General features: G+C 34.6%; 14 protein-coding genes and 2 pseudogenes. 2 read left to right on the top strand and 14 right to left on the bottom strand.

From position 1 onward, the window contains the following. The 14 genes and pseudogenes from HMPREF9018_RS10805 to HMPREF9018_RS09925 form a co-directional block, all read right to left on the bottom strand. Positions 1-101: pseudogene (locus HMPREF9018_RS10805) on the bottom strand (phage integrase SAM-like domain-containing protein); the annotation flags it as partial. A gap of 541 nt (positions 102-642) precedes the next feature. Beyond that, the gene (locus HMPREF9018_RS09865; RefSeq protein ID WP_008451181.1) at positions 643-2100 is read right to left on the bottom strand and encodes an MBOAT family O-acyltransferase; all 1458 of its coding nucleotides are present in this window, start codon (positions 2098-2100) and stop codon (positions 643-645) included. Positions 2101-2239: 139 nt separating this feature from the next. Then, entirely contained in the window at positions 2240-2992 is a 753-nt protein-coding gene (locus HMPREF9018_RS09870) for an SGNH/GDSL hydrolase family protein (RefSeq protein WP_008451193.1), read from the bottom strand. A gap of 22 nt (positions 2993-3014) precedes the next feature. Continuing rightward, positions 3015-3764, bottom strand: coding sequence for an exodeoxyribonuclease III (locus HMPREF9018_RS09875; RefSeq protein ID WP_008451189.1), 750 nt, complete (start codon positions 3762-3764; stop codon positions 3015-3017). A 6-nt stretch (positions 3765-3770) separates the two neighbouring features. Next, a complete protein-coding gene (locus HMPREF9018_RS09880; protein WP_008451173.1) occupies positions 3771-4469 on the bottom strand; it encodes a DUF4840 domain-containing protein in 699 nt (232 codons plus the stop codon). Positions 4470-4501: 32 nt separating this feature from the next. Then, a complete protein-coding gene (gene folE / locus HMPREF9018_RS09885) occupies positions 4502-5089 on the bottom strand; it encodes a GTP cyclohydrolase I FolE (RefSeq protein ID WP_008451199.1) in 588 nt (195 codons plus the stop codon). Between the two features lie 26 nt (positions 5090-5115). Beyond that, the gene (locus tag HMPREF9018_RS09890; RefSeq protein WP_008451195.1) at positions 5116-5850 is read right to left on the bottom strand and encodes an SPOR domain-containing protein; all 735 of its coding nucleotides are present in this window, start codon (positions 5848-5850) and stop codon (positions 5116-5118) included. 92 nt (positions 5851-5942) lie between these two features. Then, positions 5943-6718: pseudogene (gene tpiA / locus HMPREF9018_RS09895) on the bottom strand (triose-phosphate isomerase); the annotation flags it as partial. Between the two features lie 20 nt (positions 6719-6738). After that, positions 6739-8223 carry a BT_3928 family protein gene (locus HMPREF9018_RS09900; RefSeq protein ID WP_008451177.1) on the bottom strand — a complete coding sequence of 495 codons (1485 nt, stop codon included), beginning with the start codon at positions 8221-8223 and terminating at the stop codon, positions 6739-6741. Continuing rightward, positions 8210-8758: a DUF1599 domain-containing protein gene (locus tag HMPREF9018_RS09905; RefSeq protein WP_008451187.1), complete on the bottom strand. Its 549-nt coding sequence runs from the start codon at positions 8756-8758 to the stop codon at positions 8210-8212. Before HMPREF9018_RS09905 ends, HMPREF9018_RS09900 begins: the two co-directional genes overlap by 14 nt. A gap of 247 nt (positions 8759-9005) precedes the next feature. Beyond that, the gene (locus HMPREF9018_RS09910; RefSeq protein ID WP_039864897.1) at positions 9006-11546 is read right to left on the bottom strand and encodes an ATP-dependent Clp protease ATP-binding subunit; all 2541 of its coding nucleotides are present in this window, start codon (positions 11544-11546) and stop codon (positions 9006-9008) included. A gap of 169 nt (positions 11547-11715) precedes the next feature. Then, entirely contained in the window at positions 11716-11847 is a 132-nt protein-coding gene (locus HMPREF9018_RS09915; protein ID WP_008451197.1) for a hypothetical protein, read from the bottom strand. 17 nt (positions 11848-11864) lie between these two features. Next, positions 11865-13304 carry a DUF4270 domain-containing protein gene (locus HMPREF9018_RS09920; protein ID WP_008451183.1) on the bottom strand — a complete coding sequence of 480 codons (1440 nt, stop codon included), beginning with the start codon at positions 13302-13304 and terminating at the stop codon, positions 11865-11867. 21 nt (positions 13305-13325) lie between these two features. After that, positions 13326-14135, bottom strand: a complete 810-nt coding sequence (locus tag HMPREF9018_RS09925) for a glycogen/starch synthase (RefSeq protein WP_008451191.1) — start codon at positions 14133-14135, stop codon at positions 13326-13328. 186 nt (positions 14136-14321) lie between these two features. On the opposite strand from HMPREF9018_RS09925, the gene panC reads away from it, so the two are divergent. Together panC and panD are read left to right on the top strand one after the other, a co-directional pair. After that, complete coding sequence (gene panC, locus HMPREF9018_RS09930) at positions 14322-15173, top strand: pantoate--beta-alanine ligase (RefSeq protein WP_008451185.1); 852 nt, start codon at positions 14322-14324, stop codon at positions 15171-15173. Position 15174: 1 nt separating this feature from the next. Next, positions 15175-15519 carry an aspartate 1-decarboxylase gene (panD, locus tag HMPREF9018_RS09935; protein WP_008451176.1) on the top strand — a complete coding sequence of 115 codons (345 nt, stop codon included), beginning with the start codon at positions 15175-15177 and terminating at the stop codon, positions 15517-15519. The last annotated feature ends 40 nt before the right edge of the window (positions 15520-15559 follow it).

A 15559-nucleotide genomic window follows, 5' to 3' on the forward strand; every position in this document is an offset into this window, starting at 1 on the left:
TTCCTTCCAAGTGTGATACGTCCCATAATGGGAGCTTTACCCTGCTTATCCTTTCCGCTCTTTTTGAGGTAGAGCAACACCTTCATCTTTTCTGTTTTCATACGCTTTAATTTTTATGGGCAAAGTTACCCGAATTAAAGCGTTCCTCACTTATGCAAAAAACTGCCGACAAAAGCAACAGACACACGAGAGAAACAATTTCAGTTACCTACATCTGCATTTAGTTACATATTCCCAATCTTGGTAATGATTTAGTAACTGAACTTTTGCCTATATCTGCATATTTCTACCCTTTACAAATAGAGCAGTTTTATGCAAATTGCCTCGTTTCTACCTCATTACCAATTAGTTTGCATATCTTTCGATATTTCTTCATTTTCCTTGATTAGTTACTTATTATTTTAATCTATTTTTAATACAAAAATAAATTAATTTTGATGCAAAAATAATCTATTTTTGCAAGCAACAGATTTTCTTTATTCTCTAAAACCATTAGTTTTCTATTTCTAAAAAACAGTGTTCTACATTATAATGCAGCTCATATTTTTCTCATATTTTATCTTCTCTCTTCTACCATGAGCCATATACTACAATAAAAAAGGGATACAGCCACACACTGCACTATTTCTTATAAATAGAACGTCAATATTTCATATATATAAAGGGCTGCACACTATCTTGGCTCATATTAATGACTAACTGAAGTACAATAATAAATAATACAAGTTTTATCACCCAGTGTAATCGTACAAAATATGCCTGAAGCCAATTATAATCCTCTGCTTTAAGATATAGAAAATTAACAGCCACAATAAAAACAAAAGTCCAAAGAGGGCGAAAATATATAAAAGATTTAGCTGAAGATATATCGAAATGGTGAAATATCTGTAATAACATATCTGTTGCTATGCTCATGTCTTGAGCACGAAAAAATATCCATGCCACTGTGATATAAGAAAAAGTAACAAGCCAACTAAGGCTATGCACAAAGACAGTATCTCTAACTTTTTTCAGAGCAATATTATAAAACAGCTTGTGAAGAACTAATCCTACACCGTGCATTACCCCCCATATAGCAAACATCCATGAAGCTCCATGCCATAACCCAGCTATAACCATTACTATAAAAACATTATAGTAAGTGCGTATGGCTCCATGACGATTTCCTCCTAACGGTATATAAAGATAATCGCGAAACCATGTAGAAAGAGATATATGCCAACGATGCCAAAACTCTGTAAGGTTAACACTTTGGTAAGGGAAGTAAAAATTATCCTTTATATGAAATCCCATTATGGCAGCAATGCCTATGGCAAGATCACTATATCCTGCAAAATCATAATATATTTGTAACGAGAAACCTATTACAGCTATAAGATTCTCAAAGCCAGTATAGGCTAACGGATCTGCAAAAACAAAGTTGTTATACTGGGATAGATAGTCGGCAATAACACACTTCTTTACTATTCCACAAAGAATAAGCCACAAGCCACGATAAACCATAGTAGAACTAACCTTCCTATAGGAGTAAAGCTGCGGAAGAAAATCTTTAGCACGCGTTATAGGTCCGGCAATAAGCAAAGGGAAAAATGTTAGATAAAAAGTATAATTAAATAGCGAGCACTTGCTATCTATACGCTTACGATACACATCTATGGTATAGCTAACAGCTTGAAACGTATAAAAAGAAATACCTACAGGAAGCAAGAAAGCTTTAAAGGAAATATTAGTAGAAATAATATTATGTATAATATCGAGAGTAAAGCCAGCATATTTTAAGAAGAAAAGAGGAAGAAGTTCTATAAAAATGATAATAGCCAACGCCCATTTCTTTGTATGTGTGCCTTTAATATTATCCATCTTCTTTGTAAGAAACCATGACAAAAAGGTGTTTAATAACAATAACAACACTGCCCACTTACCTACTAATATAGCAAAGAGAATATTAAAAGCTATTACCCATAGCTTTTGTACGATGTAGCTTTGTTTAGATAAAAAAACAAAGATAACCATAAAAAAGATAAACAACACCATGAAAGGTATTGTACACAGCGACCAATCTGCTGTATCAAGGAGCGACTGCCATTGTGTTGTTATCATATTATTTTACCTTTTCATCGTTTATATCCATCACTGCTTACTTAATAAATTGACAATAAAAAGCAGGTATCACACTTATTAAGACATTAATATCTTTAAATCTTCTTACAGGCTATATCATATATACATACACTCATTCTTAAAAATTTTCAAATGATGGAGATAGCGTTTTTGTTTTAGTTGGCTTATGATGTCCTTTAGGAACGTTTAAAAAAAGTTGAGCCGAACACTCTTTGCTCTTAAGAAATTTGGCTGCTTCGTCCATCCAATAAGCTGCCGATTCCCATGTAGGGTGATAATGATCGCTACCGCGATAAAGCTTTAACGGACGACTATCATAGAAAAGCCCCTTGCCAGAATATTTTTTTATCAAATCGACAATGCCTGTATCTCCATTCCAGTCGTTAGGACTTATCCATACCAGAGGTAGCTTTCCCACCTTTTTTAATATCTGAGCTATATATTTTTTTCGCTCTTCAAGGTCGTTTACAAAAAGCTCGTTACTTCCTATACATATTATAAGATATGTAGGTCTGTACTTTTTAATAAAATGTTCTATCACATTGCTCTTTGCCCATCGCTCAGTTGTGGAGCTATACCATATAATACTATAAAGAATATGACCACTCTCTCCGCAATAATCACCAAAGCGACGTGATAAACCCTCTACCATAGAATCGCCAAAGAAGAGTATTCTCTGATGTCTATATACATACCGCTTATGCTTCTTTACCTCTATGGGCTTAGATATAACATTAGAAAAGGGCATAGGAAGATGTAGCTTCTTTAGTAGAAAAGTACCTAAAGCTATATCATTAGGAATCAATGCATAGCAAAAAATAACTACTAAAGATACTATCATTAACAAAAGTACTTTCGCTTGCACCTTCATAGATGTTATTATAAAGCCCCTTTTACTTTAGAATAATCTCTACAGGGCAATGGTCGCTACCAAGTATTTCTGTATGAATCTTAGCCTCTTCAAGGCTCTCGCGCAAACGATCTGAGATGAGAAAATAATCTATACGCCACCCTATGTTCTTTTCTCGTGCCTTAAAACGATATGACCACCATGAGTAAGTAACCTGCTCGGGGTAAAGGAAACGAAAAGTATCAGTAAAGCCATTGCTTAGAAGAGTGGTCATCTTTTCGCGCTCTTCATCTGAAAATCCTGCATTGAAATGATTACTCTTAGGGTTCTTTAGATCTATCTCTTCATGTGCTACATTCATGTCGCCACAAACAATAACAGGCTTATGCTTGTCTAAACTATGTAGATATGACTGAAAGTCAGTTTCCCATTGCATACGATAAGGTAAACGTTTAAGCTGATCTTGAGAATTAGGAGTATAAACAGTAACCAGATAAAAATCTGCCATTTCTAAAGTTATAACCCTACCCTCATGATCATGCTCCTCTATACCAATACCTCTTGATACAGACAATGGGGTATGTTTAGTAAAAATAGCTGTACCAGAATATCCCTTCTTGTCAGCATAATTCCAATAAGATTCATAACCCGGGAAAGACAAATCAAGCTGCCCTTCCTGCATTTTAGTTTCTTGTAAACAAAAGAAATCGGCATCTAATGCCAAAAATTCTTCCTTAAAATTCTTGCCAACACAAGCACGAAGCCCGTTGACATTCCATGATATAAACTTCATTAAAAATTATTTTTTATGACTAACCGACTTGTAAAAAAACTGTGAAGGACTATATTCTTTTACAAGTTTCAACACTTCTCCTTTTTCATTTGTTTCCACCAAATATTGAAAAACTCCATTAATAGCCATACTCTCAGGAGATGTTATATAACAGCTACTATATTTATACGCATATATTTTCTTATCGTTTTCAGTGCCATCGGTTTGCATCAACATATAATAATGATCTTTTTTTAGATAATTAAGCTTAAACTTTATATTTTCTATCGGTATAAAGCTCCACGCTGGATCATTCACTCCCACAGAGCCAACAATAGCTTTATAGCTTACATCTGGCAGACTGCTGATGCCATTTTTTACAAGACTCAAGCTGTCATAAAGAGCTTTTTCCACTAAAGAAGCACTCTTTGGCATTTGTATACTATTAGCTATCTTACTAATAGGAAACTTAGGAATCGTTATATAATAATTGTTCTTTTCTTGTGAAGCTATCCACGAAACATTATTAACATCTTCCTTTACTCCAAGACTATTTGCAAACTTTAATGTCCCATTCCAAGAACCTAACGAGCTCTTTACAGCTTTCTTTAAAAACTCATTATCAGTATTGCTTTTATTATCGCTATCACCTAAACACGAACTTACTGTAAACAATACTATAACGCCTAAAGATGATAACACTAATGCTCTTAAATTAAACTTCATAAAACTTTTCTTTATTTTGTAATTTCCTTAATTTATATATTCTTTCCATGAAGAAGAGTCATAAACTCTTCTCTGGTTTTTGCCTGATTAAAAGCACCACTAAAAGAGCTTGTTGTAGTTATTGCATTTTGCTTCTCTACACCACGCATCTGCATACACATATGTTTTGCTTCAAGCACTACCATAACACCAAGCGGACAAAGAGTGTCTTGTATGCAATCTTTTATCTGCTCTGTTAATCGTTCTTGCACCTGAAGACGATGACTAAATATGTCTATAACACGCGCCACCTTACTTAATCCTGTTATCTTACCATTAGGAATATAAGCAACATGAGCCTTTCCATAGAAAGGTAACATGTGATGTTCACACATAGAGAAAAAGTCTATATCCTTAACTATTACCATCTGGTTATATTTCTCTTCAAAAAGCGCATCAGTAAGCACTTTGTGAGGATCCTGCGTGTAACCACGAGTAAGTACTTGCATAGCTTTTGCTACACGCATAGGAGTTTTCTCTAAACCTTCACGAGAAGGATCTTCACCAAGAAGAGATAATATTTTTTCATAATGAAAGGCTAATTCTTCTAAACCTTCACGAAACTCGTTACCTTTTGCCATTAAGTATTTTGTATCTATTATATATATTAATAAGGTGAATAAGATTCTTTAGGAATACCAATATATGGTATTTCTTCTACTACTTGTGTAGTTTTTACAGAAATAATTGTGCGAATAACATTAGCATTAGGGTACCCTGCCTTGCGCATTTTAAGAGCAATCTTTCGAGCAAGATGATAATTAGTGAAGTTTCCCACCAAGCACATCCAGCGCGGTGTATAAAAATGAACATATACAGGCTGCGAAGGAAAAAGAGATTTAACCTTCTTTCCTGCTTTATTTGCATCTTGATGAGCTATGCGAGTATTTCCTCCACTATACACTTGTACCCTAAAACCTCTTACCTTTTTAAACGTATGCTTAAGACGTTTGGTTACTATCTGACTTTCACCGTCCTCTCCATCAGACATCGAAACATGAGGTTTCTTCACAAGTTTTCTTACAAGCTTTGTCCTTGGAGCAGAAACTATCTCGTTAGACGATTGTGGCTTACACGAAGGTATTACAGGTGTTTGCACACGTTCCATAGCGGGCTCTTGCAGCCGAGAATGAGAAGAAGGTGTCCCTACTGGCACATAAGACTGTTTTTTATCCTCCTTTGTAGTTTTCTTTTCTGTTTTTAGTTGCTTTTTTGTTTTAGCTTTCTTACCATTCACAATGGCTTCAATATCTGAACTCTGCGTTACAGTAACAACGCCTTGTGCAGAAATAGAATTAATATGACATAGTATAAGATATAATATTACAAGAAGTTTTTTCATCTTCTTTACTTATATATGAGAAAATATCCCGCTAAAGGAGCATAAAAACTCCTCTTTTAAGCGGGATTTATATAATTTCTTTATCTAAAATATTACTTCTTCCAAGCATCAATAATACCCTTGAAATCGGCACACTTCAAAGAAGCACCACCTATTAAGCCACCATCTATATTTGGCTTAGAGAATAGTTCTGGAGCATTACTAGCCTTACAGCTACCACCATAAAGCACAGATGTTTCTTCTGCTACTTCCTTATTATAGTTTTCAGCTACAATCTTTCTAATATAAGCACACATCTCTTCTGCTTGCTCTGATGTAGCTGTCTTACCTGTACCAATAGCCCAAATAGGCTCATAAGCTAAAATTATATTCTTCCATTCCTCCTCTGAAAGATGAAAAACAGACCCTGCAAGCTCTGCTTTTACTACTTCATTTTGCTTCTCAGCCTCACGCTCTGCTAAAGTTTCACCACAACAGAAGATAACTTTCAGGCCATTTGCTAATGCTAACTGTACCTTTTCCTTTAAAATCTCTGCTGTTTCACCATAATATTCACGACGCTCAGAATGTCCCAAAATAACATATTGTGCACCTGTACTCTTTACCATAGCAGCAGAAACCTCACCTGTATAAGCTCCACTAACCTTGTCAGCACAATTTTCTGCACCTAATCCCACTACAGAAGAATCTAATACATTAGCAACACTTGCTAAATGAATAAAAGGAGTACAAATAATAACATCACAGTTTGGCTTTTCTGCTGTCAACACTTCATTAATCTCCTTAGCTAAAGCTATACCCTCCTGCAGGTTCTCGTTCATCTTCCAGTTACCTGCAACAATTTTCTTTCTCATTATCTATTATTTTTAATTAAGTTTATATATGTTATTAAATACTTGTCTTATCTTGATCTGGAGTATCTTTTTTGTCATTTTTGAGCTTATCAACCATGTTTTTACCTGCATTTGAAACAGCCTTACCAGCATTACCCATTACCTTTTCAGCTTGCCCCATTACCTTTTCTGCCTTATGTAACATCTTTGCTGTTTGCCCTTTCTCTTGATTAATAAGCCATTTCTCCTTCATCTTTATCCATCTTTCTTTCTTTTTTATCCATACAGACCATGCCCAAAACCTATCAGCTACAATAAGTAAGATAAGAGGTAAAACATAACACAAAAGTATTAAAACTATTTTTCCCAATGTGTTATCTTCAGGCTCATGACCAATAGTAAGCAAACTTAACGGAGCGTTAAGCTTTTCTGCCTTTGGTATATCATTATGATTCCATTTGTTTATAATTGTCCCCTTATACAATAAGACTAAACCTGGGTTACTACGAATAATAGTTTTTAACGTAGTACCATCAGCAGAATAGAAAGGATATTCTGCTCCCGTTATATTCCTCCAATGCTTAATAGAAGTATCTGTGCTTGCCGTTATAGCCATAAAAGGATAATTATTTTCCTTTGCATATTTATAAATAGCATCTATATCACTGAAATTAGCCTCGTCAGCTTGTTCTATAAATGGGATAATAAGTAAAAAGACATATCCATCATGCGTAAGCACAGAGTCGGTAATATCTTCCCCAGTTCTATCATTTGTAATAGAGAAATCGTGTATAGGAGGCTCATAACCTTTCTCTATTATTTGCTGACGCGAGTCTTTAAATACCCACGTAGTATCATTATAAGGATAGTTTTTCTCATCAAACTCCTTTGTAATACCATTTTTCTCACAAATAAACGTAGTCTTAAATTTTGTTTGCTTTGCACCTTTAGGTATCTCCATAGCCTTCTTTATGTTTTGACCAATGAAATAAGGGCGGAAATCAAATATAGGCAAATGGTAAAGACTCAAAGCAGAAACGACAAGAATAAATATTATAGTAAAGTTAGATGCTATCCATTGATTATTCTTTGAAATAAAACGAGGCTGATAAAGCGGCCACTTCACTAAAGCCAATGAAGCAAGAAACAATATAATATTCTTAGAAAAAGTTTGTATATTTGTAAGCTTTAATGCATCTCCAAAGCAGCCACAGTCCTGAATAGGATTACTAATGGTAAGCCATAAAGTAATAATAGTCATTATAAAGGCAAACACTAACACTATTCTACTAACCTTACGCCGCTGAATAGCAAGCAAAAGAAGGACTCCCAAAGTAAACTCCACTGCAGATAACCCTATTGAAAGCAATAATTGCACCCAATCAGGCACATAGCTCGACATATGTAGCACTTCAATATATTCTTTTATCTTATATTGAGAGCCTAAAGGATCTATTGCTTTAACAAATCCAGAAAAGATAAAAGTTAAAGCAAGAATTACTCTAGCTATATTTACTATAATAATCTTAGTCTTCCTCATTGAGCTTTATAACACTAAAAATAGCATAATTTATAATATCTATATAGTTAGCATCAACGCCTTCACTTACTAAAGTTTTACCTTTATGATCCTCTATTTCCTTTATACGCTGAAGCTTAGTAAGAATAATATCGGTAAAACTACTTACGCGCATATCTCGCCAAGCCTCTCCATAATCGTGATTTTTCTTTAACATAAGCTCAAAAGCCACGTTAGCATATTTATCATACAATGCTAAAGCTTCATCATTATCAACATCTATCGTATCAACAAATCCCTTATCAAGCTGTATTAAACCTATAATGCCATAGTTAATAAGCGCAACAAACTCAGACAAAACATCTTCGCCAACTAAGTTCTCTCCTGTAATCTCTATAGAGCGAATACGTTTAGCTTTAATAAAAAGCTGATCAGTAAGCGAAGAGGGGCGTAAAATACGCCATGATGCTTGGTAGTCATAAAGCTTCTTCTTAAACAATTCTCTACAGTTCCTAAGTACTTCTTTAAATTCTTGCAGTGTATCTGACTTTTGCATTGTTATTTACTAAACATATATTTTCATGCAAAAATACTCAAAAAGAATGGATTTCCAAAGATTTTTCAATATTATAACAGCAATAAAACTAAAGACATTTCAATGTCATAATACTTTGTTCTAAACTAAAAGACCTCTACTAAGCTATAATAATATAAAATTATATTTCATTCCATAAAGGTAAGAAAATATTTTATATAAAACCTATTAAATAGAAAGGCTTAGCAGAGGTCTTCTTTTATAATACTTATTCTGTACTCTTTATTTCAAATGACAGTTTGTCTTCATCTTGTTTTTTATCAATATTAATAGTATCTCCTAACTTTAATTTGTCAGATAGGATAAGCTCACTAATACCATCTTCTATATAAGTTTGGATAGCCCGTTTTAACGGACGAGCCCCAAACTGTACATCATATCCCTTTGTAGCAACATATTCTTTTGCCACATCTGATATCTGAACAGCATAACCAATATCACTAATACGCTTATAAAGCCCTATTAATTCGATATCTATTATCCGCTTTATAGCTTTAAGATCTAATTGATCAAAAGTTATTATTTCATCTAATCTATTTAAAAACTCTGGCGCAAACTGCTTGCTTAGACTCTTTTGCACAATAGCGCGAGCACGTTCCTTATCACTTTCATTTTGTGATAATCCGTTAATATTAGCTGCATTAAACCCTATTCCTTGCCCAAACTCTTTCAATTGGCGAGTACCTGCATTTGACGTCATTATGATAATAGTATTACGAAAGTCTATTAAACGCCCGTTACCATCAGTAAGACGTCCTTCATCTAATACTTGTAATAATATATTAAAGACGTTACCATGAGCCTTCTCTATCTCGTCAAGCAAGACAATAGAATAAGGATGGCGACGCACACGCTCTGTTAATTGTCCACCTTCATCATATCCTACATATCCTGGAGGAGCACCTATCAAACGCGAAGTGTTGAAACTTTCTGTATATTCACTCATATCAACACGTATTATAGCATCTTTAGAACCAAACATTATTTCAGCTAATTTCTTCGCAAGATAAGTCTTTCCTACACCTGTAGGACCTAAAAACATAAAAGCACCTATGGGATGATTAGGATCTCGCAAACCTACTCGGTTGCGTTGGATAGCCTTTACCATCTTTTCTATTGCATTGTCTTGAGCTATTACAACCTCTTTAAGCTCTTTGTCCATGTTTTTAAGCTTGACACCTTCAGCCTCTTTTATCTTCTGAACAGGTACACCACTCATCATTGCAACTACATCTGCCACCTCGTCTTCTGTTACGTTAGGTCGCTCTCCCACATCACCTTGCTGCCATTGTTCCTGCTTTTCCTTAAGAAGATGTTCTAATTCTTTTTGCTTATCACGAAAACTTGCTGCTAATTCGAAGTTTTGATTTTTAACAGCGGCTTGTTTCTTCTGTATAACATCCTCAACATCTCTTTGAAGGTCTATAAGTGCTTGTGGTACCTTTACGCTTCTCATGTGTATACGTGAGCCTACCTCATCTAATGCATCAATAGCCTTATCTGGGAAAAAACGATCTGTAATATAACGATCAGAATATTTCACACACGCTAAAATAGCATCTTGCGTATAAGATACATGATGATGATCCTCATAACGATCTTTTATGTTTTGAAGTATCTGAATAGTTTCTTCCTGTGTAGTAGGTTCTACTAAAACCTTTTGGAAACGACGTTCTAAGGCTCCATCTTTCTCTATTGACTTGCTATACTCTTCTAATGTTGTTGCACCAATACATTGTATAGTACCACGAGCTAAAGCTGGTTTGAGAATATTAGCAGCATCCATTGATCCGGGAGTAGAACCTGCTCCAATAAGCGTATGTATTTCATCTATAAAAATGATAACATTAGGATTCTTTTCTATCTCTTTTATCAATGCACGAATACGCTCTTCAAACTGTCCTCGATACTTTGTTCCTGCAATAATGGCTGTCATATCAAGAGCTATCACTCTCTTTCCGAATAATATAGGAGAAGTCATACGCTTTACTATAAGCAAAGCTAATCCTTCTACTATTGCGCTTTTACCTACACCTGGCTCACCAATTAATATTGGATTATTCTTTTTACGCCTGCCTAATATCTCGCTTACTCGCAATATTTCTTTCTCTCTTCCTACTACAGGGTCAAGTTTCCCATCTATAGCGGCTCGTGTTAGATCGGTACCAAAGCCATCTAAAATGGGTGTATTCGACTTGTTATTAGATTTTGAAATAGCTTCCGTATTACTATTCAATGAAGAGCTACCCATAGGTACATCTTCCTCGCCTTCTTCATCTTCAGCCATTCCCAATCCATTTTGAGGTGTATTAGCTTTCATGTGCATAGAGGATAATGCTGAGTTGTAATTAATATTATTTTCTTCCAATACTTCTTTAGCCCCATTTAAAGTAGCATCATGTAAGATAGCAAGAAATAAATGAGGAACATCTACAGTATGCACATGTTGCAATCTTGCCTCCAACACAGCTAAACGTAATATATTATTAGCTTGCTCATTAAGATTAATGTCTGAAGTTATGGCTATACGATCATTGTTGCCTCGACGAAGGCGTTCTTCAAGAGCTTGTTTTATGTTGTTAATGTCAAGCTCCTGTTCCTGAAAAAGATCCCATACCGCTCCCGTTTGTTCGCGTAAAATAGCTAACAGTATATGTTCAGGGGCGATAGCACTATTTGCTAATCGTTCAGCCTCTTCTCTACTAAAAGAGAGAACTTCTGACACTTTGGGTGAAAACTGATTCATCATATCCTTAAAACTTCCTTTTTCTTTATTTGTCTCTGAAATATATCTATATAAACATATTTGCAAATGATATGCCAAACTAATATTATATCATTTATATTGTTTATCTTATTAGTGTTAAAAGTAAAAAATAGTCGTTATACTTTATAAAGTATCCGACTATAAAATATTATTACAAAGATTCGTTTTCAGGACGCTCTATACTTAATTTCTTGTTTTTTTTTATATTTTTCTTCTTTAGCAACCACTCTGCTTTACGTTGTTCGTAGTCTTCTCTATGACGTTCTAAGAAATTATCAGCCATTTAAAATTATATGTTTTTTATTTATCCTTAAACTTGCTATAAACTACCGTTATCCTCAAGCCATTACCTTTTGTGGCATTACCTAAGAGCTTTGTGCTTGATAAACCCATTTTATTGGATATCATCGTAACAGTAGTCTTTTTCTCTGCCCCACTTCCTGTAGTAATTGTCTGTAAGTCTACCGGTATTAATAACACTTTGCCTAAATTGCCAGTTACAGAAGACGACCTTGCCTGCTTAAATAAATTTATTATTCCAGATATATTATTAAATATATATGAGTTCCTCACAGGGTTATATGTTGCCAAAAAAGATGTTTTATTATCATTTAAGCGAGTATGAGTAAAGAAAGCTTTCACGCTGTCAGCAGGCAACATTAATATATGTTGAGGTACTCCAAAATTGTAAACTGAAGAGTTTTTGTTATTAACACATCTTACTTCTATCTTTGCCGAGTTTATAACATAGTCTTGATACTTACCATTTACAATATCATCAGGCAAAGTTATCTGTGTAAATATTCCTGCCGGAGAGCTCAAATAAGTATGCCCTGTTTCGCCCATTAACGACTTAAGCTGCTCTTTGTTATCATCAAAATTGGTCAACTGTAATACTTCTTCTGTACCTACTAACTTAGTAAATGATACTTTTTCTTTTTTCCCTTCCTTTTTTCTATAATAAATATTTATTTGAGCCTGCTCTATATTTGCCATAGAACCTTCACCATCAGTAATCTTAAAATAAAAACCTGCACAGACATCATGCAAGAAGCGATATGAATTTCTAAAACTTTCTGGCTTCTCTTGATATTTACGCATAAGGTAAGTACCAAAGTTGTTATATGTTTTGCCGTCTTTATCTGTATACTTATCATGTAAGCGTATATTAATATTCTTCTCATATTTAGAAGAATTTCTCACGCTATCAGGCTCTGTTAGGTCTGCTAAAGTATAGCTTCTATTCACTCTAAGCCCACCTTTGCGTATATATCCTTTTGCAATAGGGTCGAAATCGGTATTATAATCAATGCCTTCTTCTATTGGTTTATCAAGCTCATAAACGGTAAGCTTCATTTGAGACAATTTATCACCATACCTTTTCTTGTAAAACAAACGTATTTCACAAGAGTCGGCTATAACACGACCATCTTTGTCAAGGCTTGCAATACTATCTTTTACAGGCATTTCATAATTATCAAGCACATGAAACTGAGTCATAAAATTAGCTGTTACATTAACTTTTGACTCATTATCTATCATTCTTCCCAGATACCCAGTAGCCGAATATGCTGCTATATTGCCCGCAAGAACCGATTCTGATGAAACATCAAAGCTATCTGCAGAAACTTCCAACTTATCATTTTCTGTAATAAGCGACACCCCCACATTACCTGTTGTATCATCACATGATATTAAAAAAACTAATGATACGGCTAAGAAAAAAAGCACTTTTTTCATAAATAATACTCTCTGCGATATTTATCCAATTATCTTATTATAGAAGTTGGCATACTTTGTTTTTATTTCTTCATCTTCATTATCATGCAACAACAATTCTTTAGAAGAAGACATTGCATAATCTATTAAAGATTTATTCGCCTCATTTCCTACACCTATTATGCCGTCAGAATAATCTATAGCTAATTTACCTAACTCTGTAGCATCAAACTTTTCTTTATATTTAGCTAACTTTTCTGCATCTGCACTTCTAAACTCCAAGCATCTTTTAAAATTGTCTCCTAAGTTTGAAGGTTGGCTATTAAATAAAGAAGTAACAATTTTTGAATTAGCAAACTGTGGCTCGTCCCTGTAAGCAGTTTTCACATATAGAGGTATAACTGAAGCCATCCAGCCTTGGCAGTGTATTATATCAGGAGCCCATCTTAATTTTTTTACTGTTTCAAGCACACCTCTTGCAAAAAATATAGTACGTTCTCCATTATCTGAAAACTCTTTGCCATTCTCATCAGCCGTCATTGTTGAGCGTTTCTGAAAATAATCTTCATTATCTATAAAATATACCTGTATACGTGTTTGAGGGATACTTGCAACTTTAATAATTAATGGGTGATCGGTGTCATCGATTATTAAGTTCATGCCAGAGAGGCGAATTACCTCGTGTAACTGCCCGCGACGTTCATTTATTCCTCCCCACTTTGGCATAAAAGTTCTAATCTCAAACCCACTCTCTTGCATCAAGCTGGGCATATTAGCTCCATAGATTGATAGCTCTGTCTTAGGAACATAAGGAGTGATTTCCTGATTAATAAATAATATTCTCTTTCCCATTCTATATTAATTAATATTTTTGCAAAGGTACTACTTTTTATTAATAAAGATGTGTATTTCACACAAATTCATAGTAAATAAGTTTACAAGAATGGATATTTTTCTTTTTTCCTTTGTTGTTTTAAGTATTTTGTTGTTACTTTGCATTAGTAAAAAATGGAGTTTTTCAGAGAAAATTAAAGTTTGATGAAAGTAATTAAAAAGATTGTAGAGCTTCAAAACGAGATTTTCAAGGCTCGTAAAGAAGGTAAATCAATAGGTTTAGTTCCCACTATGGGTGCATTGCACGAGGGGCATACTTCATTAGTAAAACGTTGTGTAAAGGAAAACAATATCACCATTGTGTCCGTTTTTTTAAATCCTACACAGTTTAATGATAAAGGAGACTTTGACCGTTATCCGCGAACGCTTGAGGCTGATTGCAAGCTATTAGAGGATAGTGGGGCTAATATAGTGTTTGCACCTACTGAAAAAGAGATTTATCCTACTAAAGATGAGCGCAAATTTGATTTCCCTCCCCAAACTACCGTTATGGAAGGGGCTAAGCGTCCGGGACACTTTAATGGCGTATGCCAAATAGTAAGTAAGCTGTTTTTTATTGTAAAGCCTGACAGAGCCTATTTCGGTGAGAAAGATTGGCAGCAAATAGCTGTTATTAAACGTCTTGTAGATTACATAGGAATGGACATTCAGATAGTGGAATGTGCTATTATTCGCAACGAAGATGGCTTGGCAAAAAGCTCACGCAACATGCTATTAAACAAGAAAGAACGTGCTATTGCTCCAAATATCTATAAAGCATTGAGTGAGAGCGTTGTTTATAGTAAAACACATAGCGTAGAAGAAACTCATGATTATGTCGTTAATAAGATAAATGCGGTAGAAGGATTAGAGGTAGAATATTTTCAAATAGTAGATGGCAACACGCTCCTTGATGTACATAGCTGGGACGATAGTGATAATATCGTGGGCTGTATCACGGTATATTGCGGTGAAACTCCCATTCGTTTGATAGATCATATAAAATATAAAGGGTAAAATGTTTATAGAAGTATTAAAAAGTAAGATACATTGTGCTACAATAACAGAGGCAAACTTACATTATATGGGTAGCATAACCATAGATGAAGATCTGATGGACGCTGCTAATCTTATTGCTGGCGAGAAAGTACAGATCGTAAATAATAATAATGGAGAACGTATAGAAACTTATATTATAAAAGGCGAACGAGGCAGTGGCTGCATTTGTCTTAATGGTGCAGCGGCAAGACGCGCCGTTGTGGGCGATGTAGTTATTATTATTTCTTATGCGCAAATGACGCCAGAAGAAGCCCTAACCTTTAAGCCTACAGTAATATTTCCTAAACAAGGAAACAAACTATAGCGTAGAAGGAAGATTCTTTTCCAGAACATTTAAGTTTAAA

Source organism: Prevotella amnii CRIS 21A-A (assembly GCF_000177355.1).
In the GTDB taxonomy this organism is placed as follows: domain Bacteria; phylum Bacteroidota; class Bacteroidia; order Bacteroidales; family Bacteroidaceae; genus Prevotella; species Prevotella amnii.

Bases quoted from the DNA above. Each gene is read 5' to 3' on its own strand.
- HMPREF9018_RS09865 (WP_008451181.1), bottom strand. From the start codon at position 2,100: ATGATAACAACACAATGGCAGTCGCTCCTTGATACAGCAGATTGGTCG.
- HMPREF9018_RS09870 (WP_008451193.1), bottom strand. From the start codon at position 2,992: ATGAAGGTGCAAGCGAAAGTACTTTTGTTAATGATAGTATCTTTAGTA.
- HMPREF9018_RS09875 (WP_008451189.1), bottom strand. From the start codon at position 3,764: ATGAAGTTTATATCATGGAATGTCAACGGGCTTCGTGCTTGTGTTGGC.
- HMPREF9018_RS09880 (WP_008451173.1), bottom strand. From the start codon at position 4,469: ATGAAGTTTAATTTAAGAGCATTAGTGTTATCATCTTTAGGCGTTATA.
- folE (WP_008451199.1), bottom strand. From the start codon at position 5,089: ATGGCAAAAGGTAACGAGTTTCGTGAAGGTTTAGAAGAATTAGCCTTT.
- HMPREF9018_RS09890 (WP_008451195.1), bottom strand. From the start codon at position 5,850: ATGAAAAAACTTCTTGTAATATTATATCTTATACTATGTCATATTAAT.
- HMPREF9018_RS09900 (WP_008451177.1), bottom strand. From the start codon at position 8,223: ATGAGGAAGACTAAGATTATTATAGTAAATATAGCTAGAGTAATTCTT.
- HMPREF9018_RS09905 (WP_008451187.1), bottom strand. From the start codon at position 8,758: ATGCAAAAGTCAGATACACTGCAAGAATTTAAAGAAGTACTTAGGAAC.
- HMPREF9018_RS09910 (WP_039864897.1), bottom strand. From the start codon at position 11,546: ATGATGAATCAGTTTTCACCCAAAGTGTCAGAAGTTCTCTCTTTTAGT.
- HMPREF9018_RS09915 (WP_008451197.1), bottom strand. From the start codon at position 11,847: ATGGCTGATAATTTCTTAGAACGTCATAGAGAAGACTACGAACAACGT.
- HMPREF9018_RS09920 (WP_008451183.1), bottom strand. From the start codon at position 13,304: ATGAAAAAAGTGCTTTTTTTCTTAGCCGTATCATTAGTTTTTTTAATA.
- HMPREF9018_RS09925 (WP_008451191.1), bottom strand. From the start codon at position 14,135: ATGGGAAAGAGAATATTATTTATTAATCAGGAAATCACTCCTTATGTT.
- panC (WP_008451185.1), top strand. From the start codon at position 14,322: ATGAAAGTAATTAAAAAGATTGTAGAGCTTCAAAACGAGATTTTCAAG.
- panD (WP_008451176.1), top strand. From the start codon at position 15,175: ATGTTTATAGAAGTATTAAAAAGTAAGATACATTGTGCTACAATAACA.